We start from the raw sequence: 13,689 nt of genomic DNA, 5'->3' as shown, positions 1-13,689 counted from the left end.
GCTTGTTCTTTATCTACCGGCCTCGTCCTGTGAAACTGGGCCTTGATCATTACCATCGACGTTTGACGGGCGAGCGTGAAGCTGCGTCACCGAAGGTTTGGGCAGGCGGCCGCGTGACCATTGATCTGTGACGATCCATAGCGCGCTGACCTGGCAAGATGCTCACATGGAAACTGGGTTCCCCTGGGGGTCAACGCCAACCGTCGATCTCCGCCTGTGGCGTTCTGACGCCATCGTGCTGTTCGACTGGCTGATGAGCACCGACCTGAACGCCGTACCGATCACGCACCCGGCTCAGAAGCAGGCTCTCGCGGACCTGCTGGCACGCTTGGAGGAGGTGGACGTCATCGAGTCCACCGACGAAGAGATCGCCGCAGCCCAGGCCGAGGTGGCCAAGGACATGGGTTGGTAGGGCGCCAGCAGCAATCAAGCTGGTATGGAATTCGCTCGAGGTTCGTTGTCACAGGAGTGCGCCACGAGGCGCTATGCAATCGAGTGGAGGTGAAAGACCACCACCGCCGGGTCGTCGCAGCGGCCTGGTGAAGCTGGGGGCAGCCTGACCCGGGGAACGCCGGGGAGGGTGGCAAGCAGCCCCGACAACGGCGGGACGTGCCGGGACTACCGGACGGTGCGGGCCCGTCTAGCGAGGTCAGAAGGTGTAGCGAAAGCGAACCAGTGGTTGAAGCTCCGTAAGCAGCGAGCCGGCTCAAACCTGGTGGATACGGGCCGCTGCGCCACGAGGCGCTCTGTCATATTCCCGACGTAGTCGCTAGAAACTTGGAAGGTCGTTTCTAGGTCCGATGCCTAACCTGGATCCGAAAGGAAAAGGGAACAACAGCATGGCAGAAAATCAACGGTCGCGTTCAGGCGTATGGAGCGGCGCGTTGAGGGACCTGCGCGATACGGTGAAAGCTGAATTGCCTGAAGCTCAATCTCCAGAAGACGCAAGATCCCGTCCGCCGGAAAAACGTCTGAAACCGGCGCCGCACCCTGTCTTAGTATCCCGGCCCTACCGAGACAACTTCCAGAGTGTGGAGCGATGCCCAGTGAGGGCATTCAAGGAGATGAATGAGCCACCTAAGTCGCGCTATTCCGTATGACAGAGACGAACGTGGGATCACCTAAGGGGTGCGAACCCTAAGGTGACAGAGTGCTCGTAGTAGTCGCAGGGGTAACGTCCTGCCAAGGAGGACGGGAAAGCCGTTCCACAGGGCCAAGGAGCACAGGTGATCGGATACCAAGAAACCGGGAGGTCTGCGTAATGCAAAACGCCGAAACGGTGATAGGTGTCCTCCGTGAACGCGGTAGGTCTGGCCTGCCGTGCAACGAACTGTATCGACAGTTGTTCAACCCCGATCTGTATCTAACGGCCTACGGACGTCTTTACTCCAACCATGGAGCGATGACTCCCGGGGTCGATGGGGAGACCGTGGACGGCATGTCACTGGGGAAGATTGAGCGCATTATCGACGCGCTGCGCCACGAGCGCTATCGATTCCAACCCGTGAAGCGGACATACATCCCGAAGAAAAATGGGAAGAAAAGACCGCTAGGCTTGCCGTCGTGGTCAGATAAGCTCGTCGGCGAAGTTATCCGCCTCCTTCTGGAGGCATATTACGAACCACGATTCTCTGACAGTTCACACGGTTTCCGCCCTGGCCGAGGGTGCCACACGGCACTGACAGAAGTTGTCAATACCTGGGCTGGGGCAAACTGGTTCATCGAAGGGGACATCTCCGATTGTTTCGGATCGCTCGATCACGACGTCATGCTCGGGATTCTCGGCGAGAAGATTCACGATAACCGGTTCCTTCGGCTGTTGCGTCACATGCTAAAAGTCGGATACCTAGAGGACTGGATATGGAACGCCACGCTTAGCGGAGCCCCGCAAGGCGGAGTGGCGTCCCCCGTCCTATCCAATATCTATTTAGATAGGTTGGATAAATTTGTCGAGACCGTTCTGATACCGGAATACACCCGAGGGGTAGTTCGGAAGAACAATCCGGCCTACCGTCAGATGATCAACGCAATCGCGCGTGCCCGCTACCGTGGCGACCGAGCTACGGTCCGGGAGCTGCGTAAGCAGCTACGCAGCCTTCCTAGCAAGGATCTTCACGATCCTGGCTACCGACGGCTGCGCTACGTAAGGTACGCGGACGATCACTTGCTCGGGTTCGTCGGCCCGAAGGCCGAAGCAGAGGAAATCAAAGCACGCCTCGCGGCGTTCCTGCGCGACGATCTCAAGCTGGAACTCTCCGAGGACAAGACCCTCATTACTCATGGGCGAACCGGAGCGGCGAAATTCCTCGGCTACGAGATAACCGTCCAGCACAATCAGCAAAGGTTCACCGGTGGCCGCAGAGCGGTCAACGGTGTAATCGGCCTGCGTGTGCCCAGGGCGGCGATCAAGGCCAAGTGCGCCTCGTACATGGAGCGGGGACAGCCCGCGCGTCGGACCCAGATGGTAAACCTCGATGATCACTCAATCATCAGCAGGTTCGGGGCCGAGTACAGAGGTTATGTCCAGTACTACCTGATGGCCGGCGACGTCCACCGACTGAACCGGCTGCTATGGACCGCCCAGACCTCGATGCTCAAAACGCTTGCATGCAAGTACGACTCGACCGTGCCGAAGATGGCGGCTAAATACAAGGCCACCATCGACACTCCGCACGGTCCACGCGTCTGCATACAGGTGAGCACCGATCGAGGCGACGGCAGGAAACCACTGGTCGCACGATTCGGCGGAATTCCTCTGAAGCGGCAGAAGAAAACGGTCCTTGACGACCGTCGGCCAGGCCCGGCTACCACTCACCGCAAGGAGCTGATTTTGCGGCTCCAGGCGCGGCGATGCGAACTATGCGAGCAACAGGCGGATGTCCTCGTGCATCACGTCCGCAAGCTCGCTGACCTCGCAACCCCGGGACAGCCGCAGCCTGCATGGGCGCTAATCATGGCGAAAAAGCGACGCAAGACGCTTGTAGTCTGCGTCGCTTGCCACGACGAAATCCATGTTCGGCAACTGACCGCTGAATTCACGGAATAGTCACTGGAGAGCCGGATACTCGGAAACGGGTCCGTCCGGTTCGGAAGGGGGGCACTGGAAAAGGAACTGCTGAGCAGGCACCTCGCCAGTGTCCTACCTTGTGTATGCAGCGCGTGACCTGCTCGCCCTCGGACGGGTGGGTCAACTCCGAAGCCGGATTTCCTGTTCCGGTGGGGAGGCCACGTTGAAAGCCTGCGGCGTAGGTGTGGCGATGCTGCCGGAGTAGAGCTGGGCGTCTCCCTGACCGATCGATTGCGTGGTGAACGTGGGAACCATCCGCGGTCGCCCGAGCCACCGGACAGCCGGTTCGGTGGTGGGCAGGTCCGTTGCCGACTGATGGCCGTGGGTGGGGCGGAGGCCCCGTAGTAGTCGCGGGAGCAACGACCCGTCGTGGAGACCGGGAAAGCCGGTCGCAGGGCAAAGGGGGCCAGCAAGTCAGTGGCCGAAGTACTGGAATGTCGGGAGGGTCGCCGGTGAATACCGACGAGCTGGAGCGCGCCTTGTATGAGGCGGAGCGTCAGGTACTGAAGATCCAGACCAAGCTGCACCGTTGGGCTCGTGATGATCCTCATCGCAGGTTCGACGACCTGTTCAATCTCGTTGCCGATCCCGGCTTCCTGCTGGTGGCCTGGGATCGGGTGCGGGGTAACAAGGGTGCACGCACGGCCGGGGTGGACAGACGCACGGCGTCCTCCATCGCGCTGTGGGTCGGTGTCGAGGAGTTCCTCGACGTGCTGCGATCGCAGATCAAGGACCGCAGTTTCCAGCCCATGCCGGTGCGGGAGCGGATGATCCCCAAGGCGGGCGGCAAGCTACGCCGTCTGGGGATCGCGACGATCACCGACCGGGTGGTGCAGGCATCCTTGAAGCTGGTGCTGGAGCCGATCTTCGAGGCGGATTTCCTCCCGTGTTCCTACGGGTTCCGCCCGAACCGCCGGGCTCATGACGCGGTGGCCGAGGTGCGTCTACTCACGTCCAAGAAGTACGAGTGGATCGTGGAAGGCGACATCAAAGCCTGCTTCGACGAGATCTCACACACCGCTCTCATGGAGCGGGTGCGGGCACGCGTCGGGGGACAAACGGGTCCTGGCCCTGGTGAAGGCGTTCCTCAAAGCGGGCATCCTCAGCGAGGACGGCCAGCTGCGGGACAACGACACCGGCACCCCGCAGGGCTCGATCCTCTCGCCGTTGCTCAGCAACGTCGCTCTCTCGGTCCTGGACGAGCACATCGCCCAGGCGTCGGGAGGCGCCGGAACTGATCTCAACGAGCGCCGGAGGCGTCGACGCCGAGGTCTGCCCAACTACCGGCTGGTCCGGTACGCGGACGACTGGTGCCTGATGGTTCACGGCACCAAGGCAGACGCCGAAACGCTACGCGAAGAGATCGCGGAAGTCCTCACCACGATGGCTTGCGCCTGTCGCCGGAGAAGATTCTGATCACCCATATCGAGCAGGCCTGGACTTCCTCGGCTGGCACATCCAGCGCCACCGGAAACCAGGCACCAACCGGCACTACGTCTATACCTACCCGGCCAAGAAGGCCCTGCGGGCCGTCATGGCCAAGGTCAAGACATTGTGCCGGGAGGTCGGCACGAACCAGCCGCTCGACGCCCTGCTCGTCCGGATCAATCCGGCAGTGCGGGGCTGGTGCGCCTACTTCCGGCCCGGGGTGTCCTTCGCGACCTTCTCCTACCTGCGCAACTACCTGTGGCACACGGTATGGCGATGGGTCCAGCGCAAGCACCCCAAGACGGGCCGGAGGAAGATCTTCCGCCGCTACTGCTGCCGTAGATCATGGTGGACCGGGGAGACCCGGGAGTTGTTCAACCCGATCACGGTAGGCACCACTCGCTACCGCTACCGGGGCCTGACGATTCCCACTCCCTGGGACGCCACGGGATGAGAACAACCACCACAAAGCCCTCGGGGCTTGTGGAGAGCCGGGTGCGGTGCCAAGTCGCATGCCCGGTTCGGGAAGCGGCTCCGGGGAAACGGGCCGGTCGAAAGATCGGAACCGCGCCCCGGGCCGACTTCACCCCCTCGAAGGGCGTCTCGAACTGGGTCGCTCACATGGGGATTCGCCGGACGTGGGGGCGGCCTTCGTCTGATCATGTGCTCCGACCAAGGTGCATGTGACCGAGACGAAGGCCGTGAGGGTGAGTCTGCTGCCTGATGCTGTCCGGAGGGAAGCGCTCGCGGAAGCGTCACGCTTCCGGGGCGAGTTCTACGAGTGTTTGACCGCTCGGCGCGATGAGCTGTTCGAGCTGGTGGACGCGGTGTTGTGTGCGGACGGTGCGGTGAAGTCCCCGGTGGACCTGACTCTGTTGCCCGAGCATCGTCGTGGGTACGGAGCGATGTACGGCGGCCTGAACCACGGCCGGATCAACGTCGATCGGCTGCGGACGGTGCTGGCCGGACTGCCGCTGCCGCGGTTCGACGGCGGGCGCCTGGTCCTGGCGGTCGATGTGTCGCCGTGGCTTCGTTCGGACGCGCTGTGCTCGGCAGAGCGACTGTTCTGCCACGTCTACGGCCGCGCGAAGACGGCGTCGCAGTTCATTCCGGGCTGGCCCTACGCCTTCGTCGCCGTGCTGGAGCCGGGCGCCAGGACCGCGATCCTGGACGCAGTCCGGCTCGGACCGGCGGACGACGCGACCGCGATCACCGCCGCCCAACTGCGGGGTGTCGTGGAGCGGCTCATCGCCGCGGGCCAGTGGCAGGCCGGTGACCCGGCCATCGTGATCGTCAGCGACGCCGGCTACGACGTCACCCGCCTGGCCTGGGTCTGAGGTTCCCCCGTTGTGCGGGAGGTGCTGATCAGCTGGTCAGAGCGGGTTGACGGGTGTTCAGGTTCGCTTGTTCGGTCGTCACCTGCTCGGTGTAGTGCTTCTCCTCGAACTCGATTGGACTGAGGTAGCCGAGCCGTTCCTGGATGCGGCGGGAGTTATAGAAGCCGTCGATGTACTCGAAGAGCGCGAGGTTCGCCTCGGCACGTGTGGCGAAGACTCGCCCCCGCACGCACTCGGTCTTGATCAGTATCCACAAATTCTCCGCGAGGGCGTTGTCGTACGAGTCCCCGACAGAGCCCATGGATGCCTCAACTCCAGCCCGTAGCAGGCGGGTTGTGAGCTTGATAGATGTGTACTGACAGCCGTGATCGGCATGATGAATGAGCTTTCCGGGCTCGACCTCACGACTGGCGAGCGCGTACTCCAGCGTGGTCAGGACCAGGTCGGCGTCCGCGCGGGCGGAGGTCTCCCAGGCCACCACCCGGCGGGAGAAGGCGTCGCGGATCGCCGAGAGCCACAGCGGGCCCTCAGCGGTGGAGATCATCGTCAGGTCGGTGACCCACAACCGGTTCGGCGCCTTGGCGGTGAAGTTCCGGTTCACCAGGTCAGGTGCCAGGGTGGCCTTCGGGTCCCGGCGTGTGAAGCCCCTGCGGCGTGGGCTCACACCCGTGATGTCGGCTTCACGCATCAACCGCTCTACCCGCTTGCGGCCGACGTGGACGCCCTCGCGTTTGAGGACGGCGTGCACGGGCGGCGAGCCGTAGTTGCCGCCGGATTCGGCATGGATCTGCCGGATCTGCTCGGTCAGCTCCGCGTCCCGGCGGCGCCGTTCGCACGGCTCCTTCTCCGTCCGGCGCCACCGGTAGTACGTCGAGGAGGGGATGTGCAGTTCCCGAAGGACAGGCTCGACCCCCAGGTGCGGGTGCTCGTCGACGAGCGCCGTCACCTGGGCCGGGTCGGGTCGAGCTGGGCCGCGAAAAAAGCCGAAGCCGTCCGCAGTACCTCGTTGGCCCGCTTGAGCTGGGCATTTTCCTTGCGCAGCGCGGCAAGCTCGGCGCGTTCGTCGGTGGTCAGCCGGTCGTCGCGCTCGCCGGCGTCCGCCTCGGCCTGCCGGATCCAGCCGCGCAGGGCCTCGGGATGCACGCCGAGGTCGACGGCCAGCTTCTTGATCTGCGGCTTCGGATCCGTGGTGCGATACATCCGCACCGCACGCTCACCCAACTCCAGCGAGTATTTCCGGGGGGGGGCAGCCATGGTCGATGTTCCTCTCATGAGTCCCATCTGACCCGCTGTCAGCATCCTTCGCATCTCGGGGGAACCTCAATGGCGATATACCTTGCTGTCTTCCTCAGGATGGGACGGGTCGACAGTTCCCCACAACGACAATGACGTAACGGAGCTGCGGGACAGCAGTCTGTGATAGACGGCCAACGGCACGAAGGGCCCCGGGATCGGGAGCATAGGGGCGCCGTTCGTACCTGGTAGGGCATCAGCACAGTTCAGAGCCTTGTTCGTTGTGGCCGATCTGCGCTTTCTTCCGACTGCGGAGCGCTACTCACCACCTGGCCGTAGCTATACGAGCAGACCCCCCAATTGGACTGCATGATGTCCGCTGAGACAGGGACACCTTGCCCACCTACAGCCCAAGGCTTCAGCGTAGTCGCGTGACATCCGATTCGCGACGATTTGCCAGGCGAGAGGTGCCCGCACGGTGACAGGCACGGGCTTCCAAGATCATGGAGTTCTCTATCCCCCGTGATCCGAGTGGAAGACCGTACCTGCCGACGCATCATCACCGATCCCGCCTGCCCTTGACCAGTTGCGCGAGCACCCCGAGACCGGATTGAGGGAGAGGATGCTGCCCCGGATGTCGTCGGCACTGCCACGCGTGATGGTGGACAGGATGGTCATCCCCTTGGTGCGGGCCTGGTCTTCGGCGGTGCCGATGCGCGGGGCGAGCGTGAGGGTGTCCTCGTCGTCCCACGCGAAGCCGACAGGACTGTTGTTCTCGCCCTTGGCCCTGATCAGGGCATGGCACTTCTTCCCGGCCCGCACAAGGGCGACACGGTCTACCTGGACGGAGGTGTCGCACTCCGTCGGGAACAGGCTCTTGTGCTTGGGCAGCTCGCCCTCCAGCGGGCGCATGGTGACGGTGGTGTCGCCCATCGAGAGGGTGGCCCTGGCGGTGATGCCGTCGCCGTCCTCAATGATGCCGATGCCCACGGGCCCGTCGTACGACTTCAGGCGCTTGACCACCGGACGCTTGCGCGTGCGGACCCCAGCGGGGTTTCCCACGTTCCACACGCGTGAGATACGAATGGGGTGGGTGCCCCCTAAACTCCGGGACGGCAATGCTCTCCCGGCTGACGTTGGGTCTTCAGCTGGCGCCTACCGCTTCTCAGCGGCCGGTCCTGCACCCCGCTGGAGTAGTCCATCGGCGGGGCCCACGACAGCAGCCCGCTCAAAGCCGCATGACCACGCTCCGTCAACTCGGCGCGAGTGGCCAACATAGCCTCCGTACTGATCGACGGGCCCTCGGCGCCCCGGGTCGCCGAGGGCCGCATCGACGGTGACGGCGACGATGGTGGCCGGCTCTTTGCGGCTGGGCAGGATCGCGGCGGCATTCATCCGGTCTCGTCGCCGGAAGGTGCCGGTGAACAGGCCGGGGTTGTCCTGGAAGATCTGGTGCGGTCTCGTGCGATGAGCTGGCCGTGAGCGGGACGCTATGAGTGGCATCCGGCATGCGCCTGGGGAAGGTGCGGCAATCGCCGGGACGAGTGATTGCCGTCGCCGGGTTGACGACCGCTCAGTCGCGCCGCGTCGACGCCCGTACCACCACCGTGCACGGCACCAGCACATCGCGCACCGGACGTCCGTCGAGCACGTCGATCAGCAGGCCCACCGCCTCCGAGCCCAGCTGCCGGGCGTCCAGGCTGAGCGTGGTGAGGGGCACGTCCCAGTCCTCCGCCGTACTCGACTGGTCCGTTTCGCGCATTACGCTGACCAGGAGATCGTGCGGGATGTCCAGGCCCAGTCGGCGGGCCGCGGCCAGCAGGGCCCGGCCGTAGGTCTCGTTGAGTCCGTGGACGGCAGCCGGGCGGTCGGGGCGCGACAGCAGGCGCAGCGCCGCTTCGACCGGATCCTCCGAGGGGGCCGGGGACTCGATCAGCGGGGCCTGCCCAGCCGTCGCGCACCACTCGCGGTAGAGCTGCTCGGTGTCCTGGGTGTACGCATCCGGCTGGGGCCCGGAGAGCAGTCCGACACGGCCCGCGCCAGCGTCCCGCAGATGCCCGAGAACGTCGGCCATTCCGCGGTTCAGATCACTCTCGACGGTCGGCACATGCTCGTAACCGGGGTCGATGGGGCGCCCGTCGGTGACCACGGTCAGGCCGCGGCGCGCGCAGTCGGCCAGCAGCGGATCCTCGCGCACCGGGTCGACGATGATCAGGCCGTCCATCGGGACCCGTGCCCACAGCCCCGAGACCGGGTCGCCGGGGACGACGACGAGTGCGTAGTCGCGTTCGACGGCGGCCATGGAGGCCCCTGACGAGAGCGCCGCGTAGTACGGCCGGTAGGTGCCCTCCCAGGGTTTGTCGGTCATGTGGCTGACGGCCAGGCCGAGGATGCCGGTGCGTCCCGAGACCAGTCCGCGGGCGACCGGATCCGGTCGGTAGCCGAGTTCCTCGGCGGCGCGCAGCACCCGGTCGCGGGTGGCGCTGGCGATCTTCCCCTTGCCACTGAGGGCGTGGGAGACGGTGGTGATGGACAGGCCCGTGGCACGGGCCACATCGCGGATTCCGGTCCGCCGCCCGGCCGGACCTCGTGCCGTTCCCCCGCTGCTCATCAGGTGCTGTCCCCTCCGTGCCGTCCGCTGTTCGTGGGTCAAGGCTGGCAGAAGGGAGCCCGCGGTCCAAGCCCTCTCGATAAAACGTTTTGGTTTCTTTGAGCTGCGAGTATTGACGCGCCCAAAACGTTTTGTGCACTGTTGCGCACACCCCAGGACAACAACCCCCGAGGAGCGCTCCATGCGCAACTTCCGCCTGCCCGCAGTGCCCGCACTCGCCGCCTTGCTGATGGCGACTCTCACCGCCTGCGGTGGTGGCGGAGGTGGTGACTCCACCACCCACACCACCGATTCCAAGGGCTCGGGGACCTACGGCCACTGCAAGGTGACCGGGAAGAGAGACTCCATCAAGCTCGACACCGTCCAGGACGGCACCTTCACCGTGGTCGGCGACCTGCCCAGCCCCGGCTGGTGGAACGGCGACACGGTCCGGCAGATCGACAACGGTTACGAGTACTGCATGGCCGCGAACATCGCTCACCGCGCCGGCCTCGACAAGCTCACCGTCCGGAATGTCTCCTTCGACGCCCTCGTGGCGGGCAGGTCCCGGGACTTCGACATGGCGCTCGCCGAGATATCCATCACCGAGGAGCGGCGCAAGGTGGTGGAGTTCTCCGCCCCCTACTTCAACTCCAACATCGGTGTGCTGGTGAAGGCCGGATCGGGCGTCACCGAGAACGACATCGTCGTCAAGCGGCTCGGCGTCAAGCAGGGCACCACCGGCGCCGACTTCGTACGCGACACCCTCAAGCCGACGCAGAGCCCGAAGATCTTCGCCGGTGACGTCGAGCTCCAGGCGGCACTCCAGGCCGGCCAGATCGACGCCGCCCTCACCGATGTCGCCATCGTGCTCGGCAAGGCCAGGGAGTCGAAGGGCAAGCTCGCCGTGATCGGCCAGTACGCCACGGGCGAGTCGTACGGCGCGCTCTACCCCAAGGGCAGCAAGAACACCCCGGCCATCAACGGCGCCATCGCCGAGATGCAGAAGGACGGCACGCTGAACGCCCTCTCCACTACCTATCTGACCAGGGCCTTCGGCGGCGACCCGGCCGCGATCCCCGAGTGGAGCGCCAAGTGAGCCTCTCTTCCGACCTGTTGACACCCAAGCGGACCGGGGCGGCAATCAGCCCGACACAGCCCCCGCCGTCCCTGCCCCTCGCATGGGCCGCGACGGCCGGCATCCTCGCCGTCGTCGCCCTCACCGCGGCCACCGCCTGGTCCGTACGCGACGCCCTGCCCGGAACCGGGATCACGGCCGTCGCCGGGGCGCTGGCCATGACGGCCGCCGTACTGCCGCTGCTACGGCCCGCCGTGCGCGCACTGCGCTCGGGACGCGCGGCCGCGGCCGCCTGGTCCGAGGACCGCCGGGCCGACGCGCGGCGCCACTCCTCCGAAGCCCGCGAGGACGCCTGGACCGTGCTCGGCTGGTGCCTGGTCGCGGTCTGCGTGCTCGGCGCGGCGTGGTTCGTACTGGCCAACGACCGGGCCGTGCAGCGGACCTTCTTCGACGGCGAGGTGATCGGCCTCAGCTTCTCGGAGATCGCCTCGGCCTTCGGCACCAACCTCTTCATCGCCGTGGTCGCGCAGCTGCTGATCCTTGTCTGGGGACTGGCGCTCGCCCTGGCCCGGATGGCACCGGGCCGCGTCGGCCGTCCGCTGCGGTTGCTCGCCACCGCCTACATCGACGGCTTCCGGGCCGTACCGGCGATCATCATCATCTATCTGATCGGCTTCGGACTTCCGCTGGCCGAGGTGCCGCTGCTCAGCTCGCTCAGCCCGGTCTGGTTCGCGATCCTCGCCCTCACCCTCACCTACGGGGCGTATGTCGCCGAGGTGTTCCGGGCCGGCATCGAGTCCATCGCGCCCGGACAGTCCGCGGCCGCCCGCTCGCTCGGCCTCTCGCGGGGCGCCACCCTGCGCCATGTGGTGCTGCCGCAGGCCACCCGCCGCGTCGTGCCGCCGCTGCTCAACGACTTCATCAGCCTGCAGAAGGACACCGCTCTGGTGAACGTCATCGGCACGATCGACGCTTTCAACCAGTCGAAGATCTACGCGTCTAACCACTTCAACCTCTCCTCGGTGACCGTGGTCGCGCTGCTCTTCGTCGTCATCACCATCCCGCAGGCCCGGCTGGTCGACCGGCTCGTGGCCCGTGAGCACCGGCACGGCAAGGGAGCCTGACATGCCGTTCATCGAAATAGACGCGGTTCACAAGAGCTACGGGGGAAACCCTGTCCTCCGCGGCATCTCCCTCGACGTCGAACAGCACCAGGTGGTGACCCTGATCGGCGCCTCCGGCAGCGGCAAATCCACCCTGCTGCGCTGCATCAACGCCCTTGAGGACATCAACGGCGGCGAGATCCGGGTGGGCGGCGAGGTCTCGTCCGGGCGCGGCACCGACGTGGACCAGCTGCGGTGTGACGTCGGCATGGTCTTCCAGCACTTCAATCTCTTCCCGCACATGAGCGTGCTGAGGAATGTCGCACTGGCGCCGATGCGGGTGGGCGGCCTGCCGCGCGAAGAAGCCGAGGAGCAGGCCCGTGGCCTGCTCGCACGAGTCGGCCTAGCCGACAAGGCGGACAGCCTGCCGGACCGGCTCTCCGGCGGACAGCAGCAACGCGTCGCCATCGTGCGTGCACTGGCCACCGGGCCGCGTGCGCTGCTGCTCGACGAGATCACTTCGGCGCTCGACCCCGAACTCGTCGCCGAAGTCCTGGCCATTGTCCGGGAACTCGCAGAGGGAGGCATGACCATGCTGCTGGCCACCCACGAGATGGGCTTCGCACGGGAGGTGTCGAGCAAGGTGTGCTTCCTGCACCAGGGCGTACTCCTGGAGGAAGGGCCGCCGGAGCAGATATTCGGCGACCCGCAGGAGGAACGGACGCGGGCCTTCCTGCGCCGCATCGTCAAGGCGGGACGCCTGTGAGCGCCCCGGTGGTCCTGGTCGTCGAGCACGAGGACGGCACCGGACCCGCGATGGTGGGGGAACGGCTCGTACAGGCGGGGCTGCGGCTCGATCTCCGGCGCCCCTGGCAGGGCGACCCGCTGCCCGGCAGCCTGGACAACCATGACGCGCTGCTGGTTCTGGGCGGGTCCATGGGCCCGTGCGAGGACGAACGGGCGCCCTGGCTGCCGCAGGTACGGGAACTGCTCTGGCAGGCCGTGGCCCGGGACCTTCCCACGCTGGGGATCTGCCTGGGCATGGAACTGCTCACCGTGGCCTGCGGCGGCAAGGTCGGACACGCGCTCCGTCCCGAGGTCGGCCTCGTAAAACTGACGCCATTTCAGGAAAGCGCGGACGACGTCCTGTTCGGCGCTCTGCAGGAACAGCCGCGTGCCGTGCAGTGGCACTGGGAGGAGACGGAGACCCTCCCGGACGGGGCGGTCCGGCTCCTCACCAGCGAACGCTGCGCCCACCAGGCGTACCGGCTGGGCGACCACGTCTGGGGCGTGCAGTTCCACCCGGAAGTGCTGGCCGCGGACATCGCGAACTGGGGCCGCGCCGACGACACCCCGGTACGTGCGCTGGGCCTCGACCCGGACGACGTGGTGCGCACGGTCGACCACGACGAGCCGGCGCTGCGCGCACTCTGGGGCGGCCTGACCGACCGCTGGGCGACGGTGGTCACGTCCTGTGACGCGGGCCGGCCCCGCAGCCCGTCCGGCGCTTGAGGATCCGGCTCACCTCGCGAAGGCCCCGCGCATGAGGCGCCCTGCGATCCTCGGACAGTTGTTTTGAGACCGCGTTTGAGATCTATCGGTGGCCGCGGCGTCCCCTCCAATCACGCGATGGGCGCCGTCCCCCGCGAGCCGCATTCATCGGCAGCCCACCACCCGCTGAAACGCGCCTGCCGCGGGCCGGCAGGGGCTGCCCGCTGACGGGGACAGCGGGACAGCTGGGCCCCTGGCGGGGCCGGGAGACATGGTGCGGGCCCGGGGCCCGTTGGAAGAGCGGCCGCCAAGGCGATGCCCAGACCGACCCCGGCGGGGCTCCTCCCCCGCCGCGGAGCCGC

The 13,689-nt window shown here is 66.1% G+C and carries 13 protein-coding genes and 1 pseudogene; 10 read left to right on the top strand and 4 right to left on the bottom strand.

The genetic code is table 11. From position 1 onward, the window contains the following. The first annotated feature begins 166 nt into the window (after positions 1–166). From OG293_RS36990 to OG293_RS36965, 6 genes and pseudogenes are all read left to right on the top strand, one after another. Positions 167–412 (top strand): hypothetical protein, encoded by a 246-nt coding sequence (locus OG293_RS36990; protein WP_384833064.1) that lies wholly within the window; start codon positions 167–169, stop codon positions 410–412. An 849-nt stretch (positions 413–1,261) separates the two neighbouring features. After that, the gene (locus OG293_RS36985) at positions 1,262–3,046 is read left to right on the top strand and encodes a reverse transcriptase domain-containing protein (RefSeq protein WP_406003117.1); all 1,785 of its coding nucleotides are present in this window, start codon (positions 1,262–1,264) and stop codon (positions 3,044–3,046) included. A gap of 473 nt (positions 3,047–3,519) precedes the next feature. After that, positions 3,520–4,305 carry a reverse transcriptase domain-containing protein gene (locus OG293_RS36980; RefSeq protein ID WP_406003116.1) on the top strand — a complete coding sequence of 262 codons (786 nt, stop codon included), beginning with the start codon at positions 3,520–3,522 and terminating at the stop codon, positions 4,303–4,305. Beyond that, a complete protein-coding gene (locus tag OG293_RS36975) occupies positions 4,187–4,483 on the top strand; it encodes a reverse transcriptase domain-containing protein (RefSeq protein ID WP_406003826.1) in 297 nt (98 codons plus the stop codon). Before OG293_RS36980 ends, OG293_RS36975 begins: the two co-directional genes overlap by 119 nt. Before the next feature lie 118 nt (positions 4,484–4,601). Continuing rightward, positions 4,602–4,949: a group II intron maturase-specific domain-containing protein gene (locus OG293_RS36970; RefSeq protein WP_406003115.1), complete on the top strand. Its 348-nt coding sequence runs from the start codon at positions 4,602–4,604 to the stop codon at positions 4,947–4,949. A 253-nt stretch (positions 4,950–5,202) separates the two neighbouring features. Then, positions 5,203–5,829: pseudogene (locus OG293_RS36965) on the top strand (transposase); the annotation flags it as partial. Between the two features lie 31 nt (positions 5,830–5,860). On the opposite strand, the gene OG293_RS36960 reads toward OG293_RS36965, so the two are convergent. The 4 genes from OG293_RS36960 to OG293_RS36945 all read right to left on the bottom strand — a co-directional run bounded on the left by OG293_RS36960 (position 5,861) and on the right by OG293_RS36945 (position 9,676). Continuing rightward, positions 5,861–6,778: an IS3 family transposase gene (locus tag OG293_RS36960; RefSeq protein ID WP_406003114.1), complete on the bottom strand. Its 918-nt coding sequence runs from the start codon at positions 6,776–6,778 to the stop codon at positions 5,861–5,863. After that, positions 6,775–7,086: a transposase gene (locus OG293_RS36955; protein ID WP_406003113.1), complete on the bottom strand. Its 312-nt coding sequence runs from the start codon at positions 7,084–7,086 to the stop codon at positions 6,775–6,777. The genes OG293_RS36960 and OG293_RS36955 overlap by 4 nt, the downstream gene beginning before the upstream one ends. 492 nt (positions 7,087–7,578) lie before the next feature. Beyond that, positions 7,579–8,136 (bottom strand): hypothetical protein, encoded by a 558-nt coding sequence (locus tag OG293_RS36950; protein ID WP_406003112.1) that lies wholly within the window; start codon positions 8,134–8,136, stop codon positions 7,579–7,581. Between the two features lie 502 nt (positions 8,137–8,638). Beyond that, the gene (locus OG293_RS36945; protein ID WP_406003111.1) at positions 8,639–9,676 is read right to left on the bottom strand and encodes a LacI family DNA-binding transcriptional regulator; all 1,038 of its coding nucleotides are present in this window, start codon (positions 9,674–9,676) and stop codon (positions 8,639–8,641) included. Between the two features lie 181 nt (positions 9,677–9,857). Here OG293_RS36945 and OG293_RS36940 point away from each other — a divergent pair, with 181 nt between their 5' ends. Genes OG293_RS36940 through OG293_RS36925 form a run of 4 tightly spaced genes read left to right on the top strand, consistent with a single transcriptional unit; the run spans position 9,858 to position 13,348 of the window. Next, entirely contained in the window at positions 9,858–10,754 is an 897-nt protein-coding gene (locus tag OG293_RS36940) for an ABC transporter substrate-binding protein (protein WP_406003110.1), read from the top strand. After that, entirely contained in the window at positions 10,751–11,857 is a 1,107-nt protein-coding gene (locus OG293_RS36935; RefSeq protein ID WP_406003109.1) for an amino acid ABC transporter permease, read from the top strand. The genes OG293_RS36940 and OG293_RS36935 overlap by 4 nt, the downstream gene beginning before the upstream one ends. Before the next feature lies 1 nt (position 11,858). Next, positions 11,859–12,602: an amino acid ABC transporter ATP-binding protein gene (locus tag OG293_RS36930; protein ID WP_406003108.1), complete on the top strand. Its 744-nt coding sequence runs from the start codon at positions 11,859–11,861 to the stop codon at positions 12,600–12,602. Further along, entirely contained in the window at positions 12,599–13,348 is a 750-nt protein-coding gene (locus tag OG293_RS36925; protein ID WP_406003107.1) for a type 1 glutamine amidotransferase, read from the top strand. Before OG293_RS36930 ends, OG293_RS36925 begins: the two co-directional genes overlap by 4 nt. The last annotated feature ends 341 nt before the right edge of the window (positions 13,349–13,689 follow it).

The sequence above is a fragment of the Streptomyces sp. NBC_00829 genome (assembly GCF_045161795.1).
Taxonomy (GTDB): Bacteria; Actinomycetota; Actinomycetes; order Streptomycetales; family Streptomycetaceae; genus Streptomyces.
The sequence above is the reverse complement of the archived record's forward strand: the minus strand, read 5'-3'. Positions and strand labels throughout refer to the sequence as shown.

Excerpts from the sequence above, each read along its gene's own strand:
- OG293_RS36930 (WP_406003108.1), top strand. The coding sequence starts at position 11,859 with ATGCCGTTCATCGAAATAGACGCGGTTCACAAGAGCTACGGGGGAAAC.
- OG293_RS36970 (WP_406003115.1), top strand. The coding sequence starts at position 4,602 with ATGGCCAAGGTCAAGACATTGTGCCGGGAGGTCGGCACGAACCAGCCG.
- OG293_RS36945 (WP_406003111.1), bottom strand. The coding sequence starts at position 9,676 with ATGAGCAGCGGGGGAACGGCACGAGGTCCGGCCGGGCGGCGGACCGGA.
- OG293_RS36985 (WP_406003117.1), top strand. The coding sequence starts at position 1,262 with ATGCAAAACGCCGAAACGGTGATAGGTGTCCTCCGTGAACGCGGTAGG.
- OG293_RS36940 (WP_406003110.1), top strand. The coding sequence starts at position 9,858 with ATGCGCAACTTCCGCCTGCCCGCAGTGCCCGCACTCGCCGCCTTGCTG.
- OG293_RS36990 (WP_384833064.1), top strand. The coding sequence starts at position 167 with ATGGAAACTGGGTTCCCCTGGGGGTCAACGCCAACCGTCGATCTCCGC.
- OG293_RS36955 (WP_406003113.1), bottom strand. The coding sequence starts at position 7,086 with ATGGCTGCCCCCCCCCGGAAATACTCGCTGGAGTTGGGTGAGCGTGCG.